Origin of the sequence: Marinibium conchae (assembly GCF_015595035.1) — a bacterium.
Lineage (GTDB): Bacteria > Pseudomonadota > Gammaproteobacteria > Enterobacterales > Alteromonadaceae > Glaciecola.
The window spans coordinates 1584312-1601744 of the sequence record NZ_JADNRN010000001.1 but is presented as its reverse complement, the minus strand read 5'-3'; the positions used below and the strand labels follow the sequence as shown (position 1 = coordinate 1601744).

The window sequence follows — 17433 nt, the reverse complement described above, 5'->3', positions numbered from 1 at the left end:
TAGACATAATTTGTAGGCAATGCTGCTTTCTGTTAATTTCAGGGTATGGACATAAATGCACACTGTAGAATGCATCTAACACTGACAGGACAATATTGTGAAGAATACGCCCCTTAAACAAAGAGTTTTAGTTCTTAGTTTGCTTATAACGCTCTCATCTTGCTCAAAAACCGACCTCGATAATGAACAAGCAACAGCAAAACCACTACAACAAAGCCCAGAGCAAGTTCTAGCGAAGCAAACACAAGCGGAAAAACAACTATCTGACATTGATTCTGGTAAAGACTATCACAGCTATGCAAATTCTGAAGATGTTCAGGTTAGGCATATTACGCTCGATTTACGTGCCGACTTTAATGCCAAAAAGTTAACTGGTAGCGCTCAATTAACCGTTGAACGCCTAAACCCTGAGGTCAAAGAACTTGTTTTAGATACTCGTGATTTACTTATTTCTTCAATCACTTCCGAAGGGCAAGCACTAGACTTTGAGTTAAAGCCTGCTGACGAGAACTTAGGAGCAGCTTTACATATCGTTCTGCCACAGAAGTCGAATGTGATAACCGTGAATTATGCAACTTCGCCATCTGCGTCGGGTGCCCAGTGGCTCACACCGGCGCAAACTGCTGGCAAGAAACACCCTTTCTTATTTACCCAGGCACAAGCAATTCATGCACGTAGTTTTATTCCCCTGCAAGATTCACCATTAGTTCGGGTGACCTACGATGCCGTGATCCGCACACCTAAGGAGTTGCTTGCTGTGATGAGTGCATCTAATGCCCCCGACACGGAGCGCGATGGTGTATATGAGTTTACTATGCCGCAAGCTATTCCGTCTTACTTAATTGCCTTGGCAATTGGTGATCTTGAATTTCAAGCCATGGGTGAGCGCACGGGGGTATATGCCGAGCCGTCGGTGCTAGCCTCAGCTGCTGCTGAGTTTGAAGATACTGAAAGTATGCTGATTGCCACAGAGGCTAAATATGGCCCGTATAGCTGGGATCGCTACGATCTATTAATACTGCCGCCTTCATTTCCCTTTGGTGGTATGGAAAACCCGCGATTATCCTTCATTACTCCCACTGTTATTGCCGGTGATAAAAGCTTAGTGGCGCTTATTGCACATGAGCTTGCGCACAGTTGGTCGGGAAACACCGTCACCAACGCAACATGGAGAGATCTGTGGTTAAATGAAGGTTTTACCACCTACTTAACCTATCGCATAATGGAAATGATATATGGCGAAGACCGCTACAATATGGAAGCGGTACTTGGGTATCAAGATTTACAAGCTGACATTGCCAGCCTAAGCGCAGACGATCAGATTCTCGCTATCGACCTCCGAGGTCGCGATGCTGATGATGTTTTTTCCAATATTCCCTATGAGAAGGGGGCCTTGTTTCTTCGCGAAATTGAACAGAAAATCGGCCGAGATAATTTCGACAAATTTTTGCTGACCTATTTTAATGAGTTTGCGTTCAAGAGTATTACTACAGATGAGTTTATTACTTATCTTAATAAAACGCTTTTGGTGCAGTACTCAGAGGAACTCGACTCGGACAGAATAAATCAATGGATTTTCCAAGCTGGTATTCCTGAAGGCGCACCTGTTCCCCAGTCTGATGCCTTTGTCAATGTCGACTTGGCTAGAAAGCAATGGTTAGAGGGCATTGTTGAAGCACAAAAGATTGAAACATCAGCTTGGACGGTTCATCAGTGGCTTTATTTTTTGAATAACATGCCCGACGCATTGTCTGAGCAACAAATGTTATCGCTCGATAAAGCATTCTCGCTAACAGCAAGTAAAAATAACGAAATTGCGCATAGTTGGCTAATGATGGCGGTAAAGAATGATTATCAAATAGCATTCCCGCGCTTGTACGAGTATCTCACGTCGATTGGGCGCAACAAACTAGTGAAACCCCTTTATCGCGAACTGAGTAAAACGCCAGAGGGAAAAGCATTTGCAAAAAGAGCTTTCGATGCTGCTAAACCTGGCTACCACCCACTTACAGTATCGGCTAACGAAGCGTTTGTTAACTAAGAGCAACCATTATCGGGTTTAGAGTAACCCTGCATGACGGAGTTGTTCTTCATAGTTTTTGTAACTACCGATAGAACCCGCACTTACTGGCGCTATTGCTTGCGTGGAACTAAGGGTTTTGATACGTGTTAAGGAATTAAGCTCAGACTTTTGCTGGGCTTTTTTCGTTTTGATACCACAAAAATTGATAAGGGCTTGTATGTTTGCGTGAGGGTCTCTAACTAAAGCTTCGTAGTTAATGTCAAAAATTGCTCTAGGGTATTTATTATGAAAATGAGCCATCAAGTCTTCGTAATGAGCTCGGTAGATATCTAATTCCTGCAGGTCGCAAAAGTAAGGCTCGTTTTCGGCAAAATAGTTCTTAAAGATAGAAATAGCAGTATCTTTGAACTCTCTTCTGATGTGGACGATCTTTGCGTTTGGAAATAGGGCAACGATCAAATCGATTGATTGAAAGTTTGAGGGTAGTTTATCAATCACGAAGCTTGAATTGAGCTGTCTTTTACGAAGTGCATTAATGTAAATGTTGGCAGCTGTTCTTGCATCTTCTTGTTTTATATTTGTTATGAACTCTGGAAAGGGCTGCTGTAACGTGTGTGCCAAATATCCAGCGCAGTGCTTTGCTAAAATCGGCTCTTCTCCGAGACTATCAACATCTTCAAATTCACACAAGAGCTGCTCTAACAAAGTAGAGCCAGTGCGCGGTAAACCCAAAATGAAAATCGGACAAAAATTCTCTGAGGGCTGTTCTTCCGCTGTAGGCAATTGATGCTCATTTGAGCGTAGGTTTTTTATGCTGTTAAAAAAGGGGGCGAGTTCGCCGGTGGATAAACTGCATAAACCTCGTTGGTATTGATTCGCGTGATACCAATAATCGAATGCTTGTGCGAAGTGTTGGCGCTTTTCTTCGACATTACCTAATGCATAATTCAATAACATTTTGTTGTCGTCAACTCTCACATGCTTAATCAAACTAAGAAGAGCTTCACACATCGCTTCGTAGTCTTGTTTGAGTGGCAAGCTCAGTTGTAATAAGTAGAAATGCAAGGCCAAATTAATGACGTGCTGACCGTTCTCGATACCGCTAATTTCTTGCTTATCTAACTCCTCTAACCTAAGCAGCGTCAAAGCTTTTTGGCTGAGTGTAAGAGCGCGTTGAAAGTTGCCCGTCTCCTTATCGAAAGTGGCTAAGTGGTAAATCACCTCTACTTCGTTAGGGAATTGATCTAGTGCGAACTCTAAGGTTGTTTTAACGTCTTTTTGTGAATGCACCAGGTCAAATAGATGGGCTAACTCCAGCAAACAGTCAAAGCGCTGTGGTAGCAATTTACAGGCATTAGAAATGTGCTGAATAGCTTGGTCGAATTCCTCAAGCTGAGCGAGTAACTTACCAAAACCCAAATGCACACTGCCATTGTTGGGTTTAGCTCGTAGCAACTGGCTGAACAGCGAGTAAGCGCTTTTATAATCGCTTTTATCGAATGCACTATAGGCGGCATCAAGCGCTTGTTGCCAGGTTAATTCTTGCGCCATTGCTTAGGAAGCCTCGTATAGGTGATAGAGGTGAATACAACACTATACTTCAATAATAACACTTTTTTATAGGAATAAAAAAAGCCTTATCCGCTGATAAGGCTTTCTATGTACAGTGATTCTAAGCGTTTGAAGCCTTAGAAGTTGTAGGTTGCCTGCAAGTAATAGTAACCACCATTTATGCCAAATGGAGAAGTTTCATAATAGATACCGCCCCAGTTATTGTTCGGAATACCCACATCATCCGGAATGTCGATACGCTCTGCATCTTGGTCAAAGATGTTCTGAGCACCGGCTGTTAAGGTGATTTCTTCGCTTAAGAAGTAGTTAAACTCAAAGTCTACGGTGACAGCCGCGTCTGCTGTAATAGCAGTAGCATCAAAATCTACATGCACACCTTGATATTCGCCAAAGTAGTTAACACGAGTGAAGAAAGAATAGCTTTCCATGTTTTGTGCCCAAGTCGCTGTAGCACGATGGTTAGGTAAATCTTCTTCCAGGCGCTTCACTTTGAAGGCACCAGTGATGTCTGAGAAGCGATCAACTTCTGTTTCATTCCAGTTATAAGCTAAGCTGAATAATGAACTTCCACCAAATAAGTCAGCGTTATAGTTAGCCACTAAATCAATACCGGTTGTGGTTGTATCAAAGTCATTGGTAAAGAAACTTACCTGAGCTAAACCAGCAACATTCGGGACACCAGCAGCGATAAGCTCCTCTTTGTCAGCTTCGGTAAGGTTAATTTTTTCAGATTGACTGATGCGGTCTTCCACTTGAATGTTGTAGTAATCAAGTGTAATAAATACATCGCCGAGAGTATATACAGCACCAAAGGTATAACTTACAGACTCTTCAGGCTCTAGTTCAGATCCGCCAAGTGAAGCTGATATCGGATTCGTTGGTGGCAACAAGGCTGAATCAACTAAAACGCCTGAACTGAGGTTAGTTTGTACGTTACTCACATTAGCTTGACCAACGGTAGGTGCTCTGAAGCCAGTACTTACCGAGCCACGGAAGTTCAGATCATCGGTAGCATGGAACTGACCACTTAGTTTAAAGTTGGCTGTTGAGCCAAAGCTATCATAATCTTCATAACGAACCGCAACACCCGCCAAGAAAGCTTCAGTAAACGGAATTTCAGTATCTAAATAAAGTGCATAGTTACGACGGGTCGATACACCTTGGTCTGAAGGTTTGAAGCCAGGGAAGCCATTTGAACCAACACTAAAGCCTTGGTCGAACAATGGGCCATTGGTGAATGACGCTTCGTCACCCGCAATCACCTCAAAACTCTCTTCGCGCCACTCTAAACCACCGGCAACGTTAACTACATCATATAAGTCCCAGTCAAATTGCTTAACCATATCGAAGTTAAAGCTTTTCTCTAACTGAATGTATTTACCCGGTGCAAAATCACGGGGAGTATCAGGACCAAGAGAAGAGTTAAGGGTATTGAAGATCAAGAATTGCGCTTCGTTTCGACCTACAGAACCACTAATATCGTAGAACCACCCCTCAGCGAAGCCTTCTTTAATTTCACCCTTTGTACCAATAGTGAGTGATGTATCAGTGATATTGCCGCCAAAGTTTGGTGTAAAGCCTTCAGGAATATTCTGGTTATGAGCAAAACAGTTTGCTGCAGTTAAAGAGCCCAAAGCTGTTGCATCAGGAAGACCATTTGCGCCTATTTCCACGACAGGGCAGTTGAGTTGTTGCGATAAACCATCAAGTGAACCTACTAATATCGTTGCAGGCGCCGCGTCCCACGCATCTTGACCTGCTGGATCATCATCACCTGGGCGATAACTTGGCGTACCACCAACGTTACGAACAACACCACCATAAACACCAGGGCGAGTGGTTGGATTACGATAATAGAAACCACCACGTACATCACGTTCAGAGTAGTTACCGAACATGTAGAATTCTTTGTCGTCGCCTAGGTCTAAGCCAACGTTACCAAATATAGTGATGTCGTCTTTAACTTCTGGAGAACCCCAAATTTGCGCAGGGTCAGCTACGTCCAAACCAGCATTCGCGAAAGCTGCAGCGTCTGGGCGCTGAACACTTCGGCTAGTGGCGTCGGCATTTTTGTACTGAAAACTTAGGTTAGCAAAGCCGTTATCGGTAAATGGTAGACCTACGTTACCTGAGATCTGTGTAGTGGTGCCGTCACCTTCATAATATTCGCCGTGACGAGCAGAAATTGAACCGCCCTCAGCATCATCACGCAATACAAAGTTCATTACACCAGCAATCGCATCAGAACCGTACTGTGCGGCAGCGCCGTCGCGAAGCACTTCAACTTGCTTTAAAGCAATACTTGGTATAACCGAAATATCAGGGCCTTGAGCACCATCATTTATGCCACCACCTAAAAAGGCGATAACAGAAGAACGGTGGCGTCGCTTACCATTTAATAAAATTAAGGTGCTATCTGCTGACAAGCCACGAAGGTTTGCAGGGCGTACCAGTGTTGCTGCATCACTGATTGGATTTGCATGCACGTTCAATGAAGGCACGGTGCCTTTCAAAATCTCTAGCATGTCTGTGTTGCCTGATTTGGACAGCTCATCGGCACCAATAATATCAATTGGTACTGGTGAATCACCAATAGAGCGCGGCGCAGCACGACTACCAACTACCGCGATTTTTTCAACGGCTTTAGCTTGTTCTTCGTTTTCTTGTGCCATGGTAGGCAAGGCAATGGTGAGAGAGGCGGCTGCAGCAGTCGCAAGACCGACGCGCACACTTCTGCTCAAGAAGTTTATGTTATTTTTCATGTGTTATCCCAAATGTAATTATTGATTCCAGTACCAATTTTTTTGATTTTTATTGTTTTTATTTTCTTGGTTTATGTCCGCGATATAACTAGAAGGTATCTTTTGTTACTTTCCTATCGCTAGCATAGGTATATCGTGCCTATACTTAAATTTCAATGCAATTGTGAGGAAATTTTCATTTATTTCTAGTAATTGTGATGAGCTTTTCGCGCGTTATCGTTTTGATTGTTTATTATACTATTCTTGAACCTTACTTGAACCCTAATAGTTATGCGGCTAGCAGCGCAAGGGTGATAGCACTTACTATATTCCTTTTTACTTTATTTCATCGTTTGCTCGCTGTTTTTTTAACCATGTGTGCAAAGCAATCATCATGTATATATTTTTTTACAAGCTTGTAAGTGTATAGGTCATTTACATTCAATCGTAGCCGTTGAATAATAATTGTGTTGAAGCACCTACTAAAAATAACAGAGGAATACTCATTCAAAAACCTAGCTTGCCTACCGAAAAAGCCCTGATTAATTCTGATGCTCTTATTTTTGAGCCTCCGCACCAGCTCAACGCAGTGTATCTAGTGGGGGGTGCTGTGCGCGACAAATTGTTGGGTCGAGCAACTGTGGATATGGATTTCGTGGTAGTGGGAGAAACAACTGAGTCTATGTTAAATGCCGGTTTCTTGCCTGTTGGTGCCGACTTTCCTGTATATCTTCACCCAACTACCAAAGAAGAATACGCTCTCGCTCGCACCGAACGTAAAAGTGGAAGAGGCTATGCTGGTTTCGTTACTGATGCGAATAGCACGGTAAGTTTGGAAGAAGACTTGGCTCGTCGCGATCTAACGGTTAATTCAATGGCGATGGACGCAAAGGGGCAATTAATCGACCCCTTTAATGGCCAGCAAGATTTAAAAAACAAAGTATTAAAGCATACCACCGCAGCGTTTCAGGAAGACCCCGTGCGAGTATTGCGGGTTGCCCGCTTTTTGGCGCGCTTTGGCCCTGAATGGAAAATTCATCCTGATACCCAAGCACTCATGCAAGTGATGCGCGACAAGGGGGAGCTCGATTACTTAGTCGCAGAAAGAGTTTGGAAAGAAATGGAAAAGGCGCTAATGGAGAAACATCCTCATTTGTTTTTCGAAACTCTTTGCGATCTTGGTTTATTTCCTGAGCTTATTGCGATGCATAATATCCCACAGCCCAAACAGCATCATCCAGAAGGTGATGTATTCATTCACACCATGCTAGTGCTCAAAAGAGCTGCCGATTTAGATTTTGATTTACCAACTCGTTTTGCCGCTCTCACTCATGATTTTGGCAAACCCGTCGCTTATGCGCAGCACGGAAAACTGCACGGACATGAAAAACTCGGTGTAGAGCCTATCAAAGCATTTGGAGACCGCTACCGAGTGCCAAAAAAGTTGGTGAACTTGGGCTGTTTAATGGCCGAATTTCATACTAAATGTCACAAGATAACTGAATTAAAAGCAGCAAGTATTCAAGGCCTGATTGTCGATAGTCTCAATGCGATTAAACAGCCACAACGCTTCTTGCAGTTTTTGCAAGCCTGTGTTTGTGATAGCCAAGGCCGAGGGCCAATGCTCGAGGATAGAGAATATCGACAGGCAGATATCGCTATGTCGTATTTGTCGGCGTTGCAAAGCTTGGATGCTAAAAAAGTGGTGCAAGATGCCATCACCAAAGGTTTGAAGGGAAAAGCCTTGGGTGAAGCGCTGCGTTTAGCTCAGATAGATTGCATCAGAGAAATAAAGAAGACGCTATCGCAAACCTGAAGTACTCAGAATCATGCGTTTACTTTTTTCATAAATAGATACATTGGCATTAATTTTCATACCCAATGCGCGCGCAATACCGAAGCCAAAAATGCCAAATAACGTATAATCTTCGCTGAAGTTTGCACTCCAAACCGTGTTTCATGCAACCAGATGGTAAAGATTATTAAGACACCAGATGAACAACCTAATGATGCTATAGAGCGTGACCTAGTTACTGCGCTTTATGACGATAGCTTTGGCGGCGTGCTTGTTTCGATCGCCTGCGCAAGCGCGTTGTTTTTGATATTTGGTGATGACCCAGTACTTGGCGAGTTCAAGCTTTACTGGTTTATCGCTTTTATGCTGTTGCTAACAATCAGACTGTTAGACACCTCATATTGGCATAAGAATCTCCGCGGTACATCATATGCATTTCTGCAAGCTAAGCGCCGCTTTATTAGCATGGCTGCACTTAGTAGCTTCGCGTGGACAACTTACGCCATCACTATCGTTGACCACGCTAGCTGGCTCGAATTGAGCATGACGATAATCATACTAGCCTCGTTAGCAGGTGGCAGTGCAACGGTACTCTCTGGTAATCGAACACTCGGCGTTTGTTACTCATTCTTGTTGATATTTCCTATGTCTTTTTTAATGGCGATAGGAGAAGACCCAAATAAAAACGTTTTGGGTTATTTGGGTTTGTTTTTCTCTCTTATCATGATTTTGGGGAGTTGGAGAACGGCGGCGTTTACGAGGAACGCCATCGTGACTAAAAACCAAAACACTGATTTTGTGAAAGCTTTGGCTGATAAAAACGAAGAAATCCTCGCTGTGAATGCAGACTTAGAAAATAAAGTAAGACTGCGTACCAAGGAAATTTTTGAACTGTCAAATATTGATCCCCTAACTGGACTGTTTAACCGAACTGCATTTTCAAAAAGTCTGGGCGACATTATTTCTCTCTGTCAGTCTCAAGCTCGTGGCTTTGCGCTCCTATTTATCGACCTTGACGGCTTTAAAGCGATAAATGACACACAAGGGCATAACGTTGGTGACAAAGTCCTTGTGGCTATTGCACAGCGTATTACTTTGTTCGCCAACGGTGCAGGGCATGTGTGCCGGTGGGGCGGTGATGAATTTATTGTGGTGATTGAAGATTTAGATGAAGGTGAGGCTGTTGAATTTGGACGCGACTTAATAGCATCCTTATCTCAACATATTAAGGTTGATTCAAACAAGCTGTCGGTAGGCGCAACAATTGGGGTGGCAATGTACCCACGGCATGGAAGTGATGAAACTGAGCTTATCTCATTAGCCGATACCGCAATGTATATCCAAAAAGAAAAAAATAAGGCAGATGTATCGGTGTTTACTCATGAGATGCGTCAATCTCAAATTCGTGAGCAACAGATCAAAGAGGGCTTGGCCCTGGCTCTGCAAAAGAATGAGTTCCATCTAGTTTATCAACCCGTTATCGACAATGAATCAAAAGAAGTCTCATTTTGTGAGGTCTTGCTGCGTTGGCGTTATCGAGGCGAAATGGTCCCGCCACATGAGTTTATCCCTATCGCTGAACAATATGGCTTTATCCATGATATCGGAGAATGGGTGTTAATGGAGGCCTGCCGTGAGTCTAGTTCGTGGATATTTGACGACCACGTTAATATTTCAGTGAATGTGTCAGTATCACAATTGGTCAGGGCAGACTTTATTGCTATCGTACAAAATGCCCTTGTTTCGTCAGGGTTCAGTGCGAGCAATTTACACTTAGAAATCACGGAGTCAATGTTTGAAAGCAATGTTGACATGATGCTAGAGCGAATTCGAGCTCTTCAAGGCTTAGGTATTAAAGTGTCTGTCGATGATTTTGGAACCGGTTTTTCTTCGTTGTCGCAACTCCAGAAATTGTCTGCAGATATCGTCAAAATAGATCGGTCTTTCATTTCATCTATGGCCACAGGCGGCCAAGCCATTATCCAAGCGACTCAATATATTGCGAAAGAGCTGGGTTACTCTGTGGTTGCCGAAGGTGTTGAAACCAAAGCTCAGGCAGACGAGCTTGCTGATATTGGCATCCAATGTTCCCAAGGTTATTACTTCAGTTATCCAATGCCAATTGCCGAGTTGACTGACTGGTATCAGAAGTTCAAAAAATCATAAGTTTTATCAGAAGTTGGAAATTGATTGAGAAACTCTTTATGCTTTGGGTTCATTTATTTTGCGTCACGGTTTTTGTTTTCTAAATAACAGACTAGTGAGCTCTGCGACATGGAGCCCAACCGTGTATCAAAACGCCAAATTGTATTAGTAGAAACGCAAAAAAGGGAACACAATGAAAGGAATAGCTCAATCTGCTCGTCTGAAAACTCTGGCGACATCTGTTCTAAAAACCAGCTTCTCTGTCACGGCAATCGGATTATTAGCACCTTCCTTTATGGTAAGCGCTTCAGACAAACTAGGGTATTTTCAAAGCCCCGCTATTTACCAACATTCAATAGATGAAAAAAGCCCGCACGCTGAGTCTTCTGATACCTTAAATACTCTAGTTTTCGCTTCAGATGGGGACCTTTGGCGAGCAACATCTCATTCTTTTAATAAAGGCGTTGAGGCTGTTCGTATCACTACTCACTCAGCAGAAGAAACATTTCCGCATATTTCCCCCGATGGTAAGTATCTTGCGTTTTCTGCTAATTATTCTGGAACAACGCAGGTGTACGTTATGCCTATGAGTGGCGGACAGGCCAAGCGAGTGTCCTTTGAAAACAGTCGTGCACATGCTCAAGCGTGGACCTCAGATGGCAAGGTACTCTATCGAACCGCAACAACAGTAACGGGGCCAGCAAATAGTTGGGTACTAAAAACAGTTGAACCCGATAGTCTAAAGACGTCCACAATCGCTTTATCGGATGCGATTGAAGGCGTCATAGACAGCAAGGGGGAGTATGTTTACTTCGTTCAACATGGCCTGCAGTCTAGCGGTGATAATGCAAATCAGTACAAAGGTGGTGCCACAGGTGAACTCTGGCGCTATAAGTTAAATTCTTCTGAAGAGGCTCTGCGTCTTAGCGATAGCCACAGTGGCTCAATTAAAAACCCGATGGTGTTTAACGAACGGGTTTACTTCATTAGTAATGAAAGTGGTATTGACAATTTATGGAGCATGGCAAGCGATGGCAGTGATATTGAACAAATCACCAAGCATGTAGAATGGGGCGTACGCTCTGCTGATATGCATGCAGGCAAAATATCTTACCAACTCGGTGCCGACATCTACTTGCTTGACTTGGTAAAAAATCACAGTGAATTGGCCAATATATCTCTGGCCTCCGACTTTCCAAATTTGCGCGAACGCTGGATAGAAACACCATTGGCCAACTTAAATGATGTGAGTTTGTCGCCGACAGCCGATAAAGTGGTTATTACCGCACGCGGGAAAATTGCGGTAGCAAATAGCTCTACGGCGCGCTTAGTTGAAGTCGCTACCGATCCTGTCTCACGAAGCCGAAATGCTATTCTCAGTCAAGATGCTAAAACAGTCTATGCCTTCAATAATATCACCGGTGAAAACGAGATTTGGGCTTTCGCCGTTGACGGTTTATCTGCTCCTCAACAATTGACGAACGATGGAAGTGCAGCCCGCGATGCTATGTGGCTATCGCCAAATGGTGAAAGTATTGCCCATAACAGCGCAGACGGTAAGCTATTCATTTACGATATTGAAGCTCAAACTAATACCCTTATTCGAAGTGACTTGGTTAATGGTATTGGTGATTTCGTTTGGTCGAAAGACAGCGATACATTTGCCTTTTCTGCTCAGCTTAAAGGTGAAGAGAGAAGTTCGGTGATTTTGCAGTCTATTTCGCAAGAAAAACAGCAGAAGCTGACATCAGAAAAGTACGAGTCGTACAGCCCAACCTTTGGCGCTAAAGGACATTGGTTATACTTTTTGTCAGATAGAAATTTTGACGCTTCTCCAGCAAGCCCATGGGGAGACCGAAATATGGGCCCTGCTTTTGATAGAAAAACACTCATCTTCGCCATCGCGCTCAATCAAGATGCTGAGTTTGGTTTTGCTGAAGAAATAGAGCCACTAAGGGCTGAAGAACCAGACGATGTAACTAAGGACGATAACGATGACGCTGAGAATAATGGCGATGCGAACAGTGACGATGAATTAAGCTTTCTCGATATAAACTGGGAAGGATTATCAGAGCGCTTGTGGCAAGTGCCAGTAAGTGCAGGTAATTATTCTGACTTGTCGGCAAACAAAAGCTTCCTTTATGTTAAAGACGAAGTATCAGAGCCCGGCGAGCGTGAAAGGCTCAAGTCTATTCGCATTGAACACAACACGAAACCACGTACCTTTACCTCAAATATAAACGCTTACACACTTTCGAATGATGGTGAAAAAATGCTCGTGGTAAAAGGCCGACGAGCATCTACTAGCATGTACATAGTACAAGCGGGTTCGTCATTCCCAAATAACGCTAATGAGCACCGTGTGCAGAGCGCAGATTGGAAAATACGCGTTAAGCCACGAGAAGAATGGCATCAAATGTTCCGGGATGCTTGGTTAATGCATCGCGATGGTTTATTTGATGCAAACATGAGAGGTATCGACTGGCAAGCGGCTAAGGAACGTTATTCACCGCTAGTTGATCGTATTACTGATCGTCGAGAGCTGAATGATATTTTCAAACAGATGATGGGGGAACTAAATGCCTTGCATTCTCAGGTTCGCGGTGGCGACACTAACGACAACGACCAAGTTGCGCAATCAGCGGTTTTAGGCGGTGTTTATCGAGATGCTGATAAGGGTGTCGAAATTACCCATATTTATTTGCACGACCCAGAACTACCCGCGCAACAAGTGCCACTGAACAAGCCCGGTATAGATGTAAGGGTAGGTGACATCATCGTGGCGGTTAACAATAAAACTGTGCGTACTCAGGCCGATTTAGTGTTGGCATTAGAATACCAAGCTGGCAATCAAGTATTATTAACCACCACGCGCGGTGATGACACTATTCTTAACATTGTTAAACCAGACTCGAGCCGCAATGAGTCGAGATATCGCTATCGAAATTGGGTCTATAGCAATGCCCAAAAAGTCACTAAGCAAAATCCTGATTTGGGCTATTTGCACTTATATGCAATGACCTCTAGCGACCTATCGACCTTTGCTCGGGAGTTTTATGCACAATACAAAAAGCAAGGGTTGATCATTGATGTTAGACGTAACCGAGGGGGCAATATTGACTCCATCATTATTGAAAAGCTGCTTCGGAGAGCTTGGTCATTTTGGCAAGATAAATCGGGTGAAAGCTCTACGAATATGCAACAAGCCTTTCGTGGGCATTTAGTTGTTTTGGCTGACGAGTTTACCTACTCCGATGGTGAAACCTTTACCGCAGGCGTTAAAGCACTTGAACTCGGAACCGTTATTGGAAAGCAAACTGCCGGCGCTGGTGTGTGGTTAAGTGGTGGAAATAACGTGGTTGATGGCGGAATTGCTCGCGTTGCCCAGTTTCCTGTGTATAGAATGGATGGCATGTGGATAACCGAGGGGCGTGGTATTTCCCCTGATATCGAAGTGTCAAACTTGCCTCACGCAACTTTCAAAGGCGAAGATGCTCAATTAATGAAGGCGGTGAGCGTACTGAATGAAAAAATTGCAAACCAAGCCGTAGCCGAGCTTGAAGCTAAACCTTTTCCGCCAGTTGATGAGCCTGCAGCCGACGTAAACTAAGCAAATAGCCGCTTATTAGCTTAAGCGGCTCGTATTATACAGGAGCGGAATAAATGAAAGCGACAACCGTGTGGCGGGTAGTTTATTCCTCAGTCGTATTCATCAGTCTTATAGCACTTGCGCTATGGTTTACTTCTCCTGTGAGGCCTATTAAGTGGCTTCCGTCGGCCTCTGACGGTTTGGATACAAAGTTTACGCCAACATCCCATTTCTCGAATAGCTTATTATTAGAAGGCTTGGGAAAGGGTCCTGAAGATATCCTAATAAGTGATGATGGATATCTCTATACTGCCTATGATGATGGACGCATTATAAAAGTTCCTGTATCAAGCATAATGGAAAAACTGCAAGATGCTAAAATAGGAGCAAGGCTAAATGTGGCGCATTCTCTCGTTGTCAATACAGGCGGTCGACCGCTTGGATTAAAATTCGATGCTGCCAATAATCTTATCGTGGCTGATGCGGTTAAAGGCTTATTGTCGATTGATACAGGCGGCACGATAACAGTATTGGCTGACGAGCACGAGGGACAAAAACTTAAGTTTGTTGATCACCTTGCAATTGATAAGCAAGGGCGTATTTGGTTTAGTGATGCGTCATCACGCTTTGATTATCATAATTACGTGTATGATTTTATTGAAGCCAGTGCCACTGGTCGCTTGATGAGCTATAACCCTATTTCAAAAAAAACCTCTGTACACATATCTGGTTTATTCTTTGCCAATGGCGTGACTATTTCGCCGAAAAATGACTTTGTGCTCATCAATGAAACGGGTAGGTCGCGTATCCATCGCTATTGGTTGAGCGGCGATAAAAAGGGTAGCAGCGACATCTTCATTGAGAACTTGCCTGCCATGCCCGATAACATTTACACCAAGGATGATACGATCTGGGTTGCGATGGTCGCTCTGCGCGACCCAAAGGTAGAGGCGCTGGCGCAATATCCCTTTCTCAGGCGATTGTTAGGCGGCTTGCCAAGACTTTTTCTTCAAGCGAGTTCTGACTATGCTTTTGTGCTTGGCCTAAATGAAAATGCTGAGGTGCTGCATAGCCTTCAATCAGACGAAGGCTACCAAGTTATCACAGCGGTTGTAGAGCACGAAGGGCATTTATTTTTAGGTTCACTACAAAACAACGCCATTGCCGTGACCCCCTTGCAGTAAGGCTTACCCGTGCCAAATACTGTATATTTGGTACGGCGTTTACACTAGTGGTATTTTATGGCTTGTTTTTCGTCTCAGGACGGTACTTTTTGACCATACCTTGAAGAAAGTTTCTTAATAGCTGGTCACCACAGGCCTTATAACTCCTGTGGTCAGGTTTGCGAAATAGAGCTGATAGCTCGCCCTTACTCACGCGAAAGTTCGCATACTTTAAAATTTCTATCATGTCATCATCACGATATGTCATGGCAATTTTAATTTTGCGCAGTATTTCGTTATTAGAAATGCGTTCTTCACCTTTTAATACTTTGGGTTCAACGCCTTCTTGTTTCCCCCTTCGTTTGATGATCAAGCCGTCTAAAAAGAGCGCTAGGATCTTGTCTCGGCATCGAATAAAGCCTTCTTCTTCTTCGCGTTTCATGATGTGATGAAGATAGTCGACTTCCATATCGTAGTTTGCCAATTTGAAGATATCGATAGCGGCGCCATCGTTAATTGAAAGCGCGAAACGCAAGCGTCGAAGAATATCGTTATGGATCATAAATGGCCAAGTAAAGTAATAATGCTCGAAGTATATCGGATAGTGAATATAGATTATAGCGTTGCAAAAAGATAAACCCGCTCTGGTGTTTATCCAAATGCTTATTTGCTGTATACTCCGCGCGCGATTCGACTCGGCATATCCTCCGCGCGATTCACTCTTTTATTTATTCAATATATTACTCAGGCACTTCTTTTGATTACAACAGCAAACATCACCATGCAATTTGGCGCTAAGCCACTGTTTGAAAATATTTCGGCAAAATTCGGTAACGGTAACCGCTACGGTTTAATCGGCGCTAATGGCTGCGGAAAATCCACATTCATGAAAATAATGAGTGGTGAGTTACAACCAACGTCGGGTAATGTTTCGATTTCTCCGGGTGAGAAAATAGGCACCTTAAGCCAAGACCAATTCGCTTTTGAAAAGTACTCCGTTATTGATGCAGTGATAATGGGGGACGCTCACCTGTGGGAAGTGAAGCAAGAGCGCGACCGTATTTATTCTTTACCTGAAATGTCTGAAGAAGATGGCATGAAAGTGGCCGATTTAGAATCGGAATTCGCCGAGATGGACGGTTACACTGCAGAAACACGCGCTATCGAGCTTTTAGTTGAAGCTGGAATAGAAGAGGCTTATCACTTCGGCTTAATGTCGGAAGTTGCTCCGGGCATGAAGCTAAGGATTTTGATAGCGCAAGCGCTATTTGCCAACCCTGATATCTTATTGCTTGACGAGCCAACAAATAACTTGGACATCTATACAATCAAGTGGCTAGAAGATGTGCTTAATCAACGAAAGTGCACCATGATCATTATTTCACATGACCGACACTTCCTTAATTCTGTTTGCACGCACATGGCCGACATAGACTACGGTGAGTTGCGTATCTATCCAGGAAATTACGAAGCATACCAAGCAGCTGCTGCGTTGGCGCAAGATCAAATTCAGACTGAGAATGCAAAAAAATCTGCAGAGATAGAAGAGCTTCAAGGTTTTGTTGCGCGTTTCTCGGCAAATGCGTCGAAGGCTAAGCAGGCGACCTCTCGTGCCAAACGCTTAGAAAAAATTGAGTTGACTGAGGTGGTAGCGTCTAGTCGACAGTCACCGTATATCACCTACAAACAGCATAAGAAGTTACATCGTTTAGCGCTTGAATTGACTAATTTGAGCCATGGCTTTGAGGGTGAAACTTTATTTTCTGGCAATGAGATATTGCTTGAGGCAGGTTCTAAACTCGCAGTCATTGGCGAAAATGGTGCGGGTAAAACCACTTTCATTCGTTGTTTGGTAGAAGAACTAAAAGCTAACGAGGGTATTGTTAAGTGGTCTGAGAATGCCAGCATTGGATACTGCCCTCAAGACAGTACAAAAGACTTTGACTGCGACCTTACTTTGTTCGATTGGATGTCACAATGGCGTACACCTAAACATGACGATTTGGCTGTGAGAGCCATTTTAGGTCGTTTGTTATTTAGCTCAGACGACGTGAATAAAAAAGTCAATGTTTGCTCTGGTGGTGAAAAAAACCGTTTGTTGTTTGGTAAATTGATGATGCAAGACATCAATGTTTTGATAATGGATGAACCGACCAACCACATGGACATGGAGGCAATTGAGGCGCTAAACAAGGCATTGAAAGCTTTTGATGGAACCTTAATTTTTGTGAGTCACGACCGTGAGTTTGTATCGACGCTAGCCACAAGCATTATTGAAATCAAAGACCAGAAATTACACTATTTCCAAGGTACTTACGACGAATACGCAAGCCCCAAACACTAAGACGAGTCACTGAGCTCAACCATATAAGTTGGACATGTTTAGGGATAGTCAAAAATAGTAG

At 43.5% G+C, this 17433-nt stretch carries 9 protein-coding genes; 6 read left to right on the top strand and 3 right to left on the bottom strand.

Annotation, left to right across the window (positions count from 1 at the left end; all coding sequences use genetic code 11):
- Positions 1–97 precede the first annotated feature (97 nt).
- On the top strand, positions 98–2041 hold the full coding sequence (locus ISG33_RS06700; protein WP_229333476.1) for a M1 family metallopeptidase: 1944 nt from the start codon (positions 98–100) through the stop codon (positions 2039–2041).
- A gap of 18 nt (positions 2042–2059) precedes the next feature.
- On the opposite strand, the gene ISG33_RS06695 is transcribed toward ISG33_RS06700, so the two are convergent.
- Both ISG33_RS06695 and ISG33_RS06690 read right to left on the bottom strand, forming a co-directional pair.
- A complete protein-coding gene (locus ISG33_RS06695; protein WP_195732709.1) occupies positions 2060–3574 on the bottom strand; it encodes a tetratricopeptide repeat-containing sulfotransferase family protein in 1515 nt (504 codons plus the stop codon).
- 137 nt (positions 3575–3711) lie between these two features.
- Entirely contained in the window at positions 3712–6357 is a 2646-nt protein-coding gene (locus ISG33_RS06690; protein ID WP_195732708.1) for a TonB-dependent receptor plug domain-containing protein, read from the bottom strand.
- 538 nt (positions 6358–6895) lie between these two features.
- Between ISG33_RS06690 and ISG33_RS06685 the strand changes: the two genes are divergently transcribed.
- The 4 genes from ISG33_RS06685 (at position 6896) to ISG33_RS06670 (ending at position 15049) form a co-directional block, all read left to right on the top strand.
- Positions 6896–8152, top strand: a complete 1257-nt coding sequence (locus tag ISG33_RS06685) for a multifunctional CCA addition/repair protein (protein WP_195733074.1) — start codon at positions 6896–6898, stop codon at positions 8150–8152.
- Positions 8153–8305: 153 nt separating this feature from the next.
- Positions 8306–10297 carry a putative bifunctional diguanylate cyclase/phosphodiesterase gene (locus ISG33_RS06680; RefSeq protein ID WP_195732707.1) on the top strand — a complete coding sequence of 664 codons (1992 nt, stop codon included), beginning with the start codon at positions 8306–8308 and terminating at the stop codon, positions 10295–10297.
- Between the two features lie 172 nt (positions 10298–10469).
- Positions 10470–13886 carry a S41 family peptidase gene (locus tag ISG33_RS06675; protein WP_229333475.1) on the top strand — a complete coding sequence of 1139 codons (3417 nt, stop codon included), beginning with the start codon at positions 10470–10472 and terminating at the stop codon, positions 13884–13886.
- 53 nt (positions 13887–13939) lie between these two features.
- Positions 13940–15049 carry an SMP-30/gluconolactonase/LRE family protein gene (locus ISG33_RS06670; RefSeq protein ID WP_195732706.1) on the top strand — a complete coding sequence of 370 codons (1110 nt, stop codon included), beginning with the start codon at positions 13940–13942 and terminating at the stop codon, positions 15047–15049.
- A gap of 55 nt (positions 15050–15104) precedes the next feature.
- On the opposite strand, the gene ISG33_RS06665 is transcribed toward ISG33_RS06670, so the two are convergent.
- Positions 15105–15590, bottom strand: coding sequence for a YehS family protein (locus tag ISG33_RS06665; protein WP_195732705.1), 486 nt, complete (start codon positions 15588–15590; stop codon positions 15105–15107).
- A gap of 195 nt (positions 15591–15785) precedes the next feature.
- Here ISG33_RS06665 and ISG33_RS06660 point away from each other — a divergent pair, with 195 nt between their 5' ends.
- Positions 15786–17372 carry an ABC-F family ATPase gene (locus tag ISG33_RS06660; RefSeq protein ID WP_195732704.1) on the top strand — a complete coding sequence of 529 codons (1587 nt, stop codon included), beginning with the start codon at positions 15786–15788 and terminating at the stop codon, positions 17370–17372.
- Positions 17373–17433 lie beyond the last annotated feature (61 nt).

What these genes read in the sequence shown, in the direction of transcription:
- ISG33_RS06675 (WP_229333475.1), top strand. Translation starts at nt 10,470, where the DNA reads ATGAAAGGAATAGCTCAATCTGCTCGTCTGAAAACTCTGGCGACATCT.
- ISG33_RS06695 (WP_195732709.1), bottom strand. Translation starts at nt 3,574, where the DNA reads ATGGCGCAAGAATTAACCTGGCAACAAGCGCTTGATGCCGCCTATAGT.
- ISG33_RS06690 (WP_195732708.1), bottom strand. Translation starts at nt 6,357, where the DNA reads ATGAAAAATAACATAAACTTCTTGAGCAGAAGTGTGCGCGTCGGTCTT.
- ISG33_RS06670 (WP_195732706.1), top strand. Translation starts at nt 13,940, where the DNA reads ATGAAAGCGACAACCGTGTGGCGGGTAGTTTATTCCTCAGTCGTATTC.
- ISG33_RS06665 (WP_195732705.1), bottom strand. Translation starts at nt 15,590, where the DNA reads ATGATCCATAACGATATTCTTCGACGCTTGCGTTTCGCGCTTTCAATT.
- ISG33_RS06680 (WP_195732707.1), top strand. Translation starts at nt 8,306, where the DNA reads ATGGTAAAGATTATTAAGACACCAGATGAACAACCTAATGATGCTATA.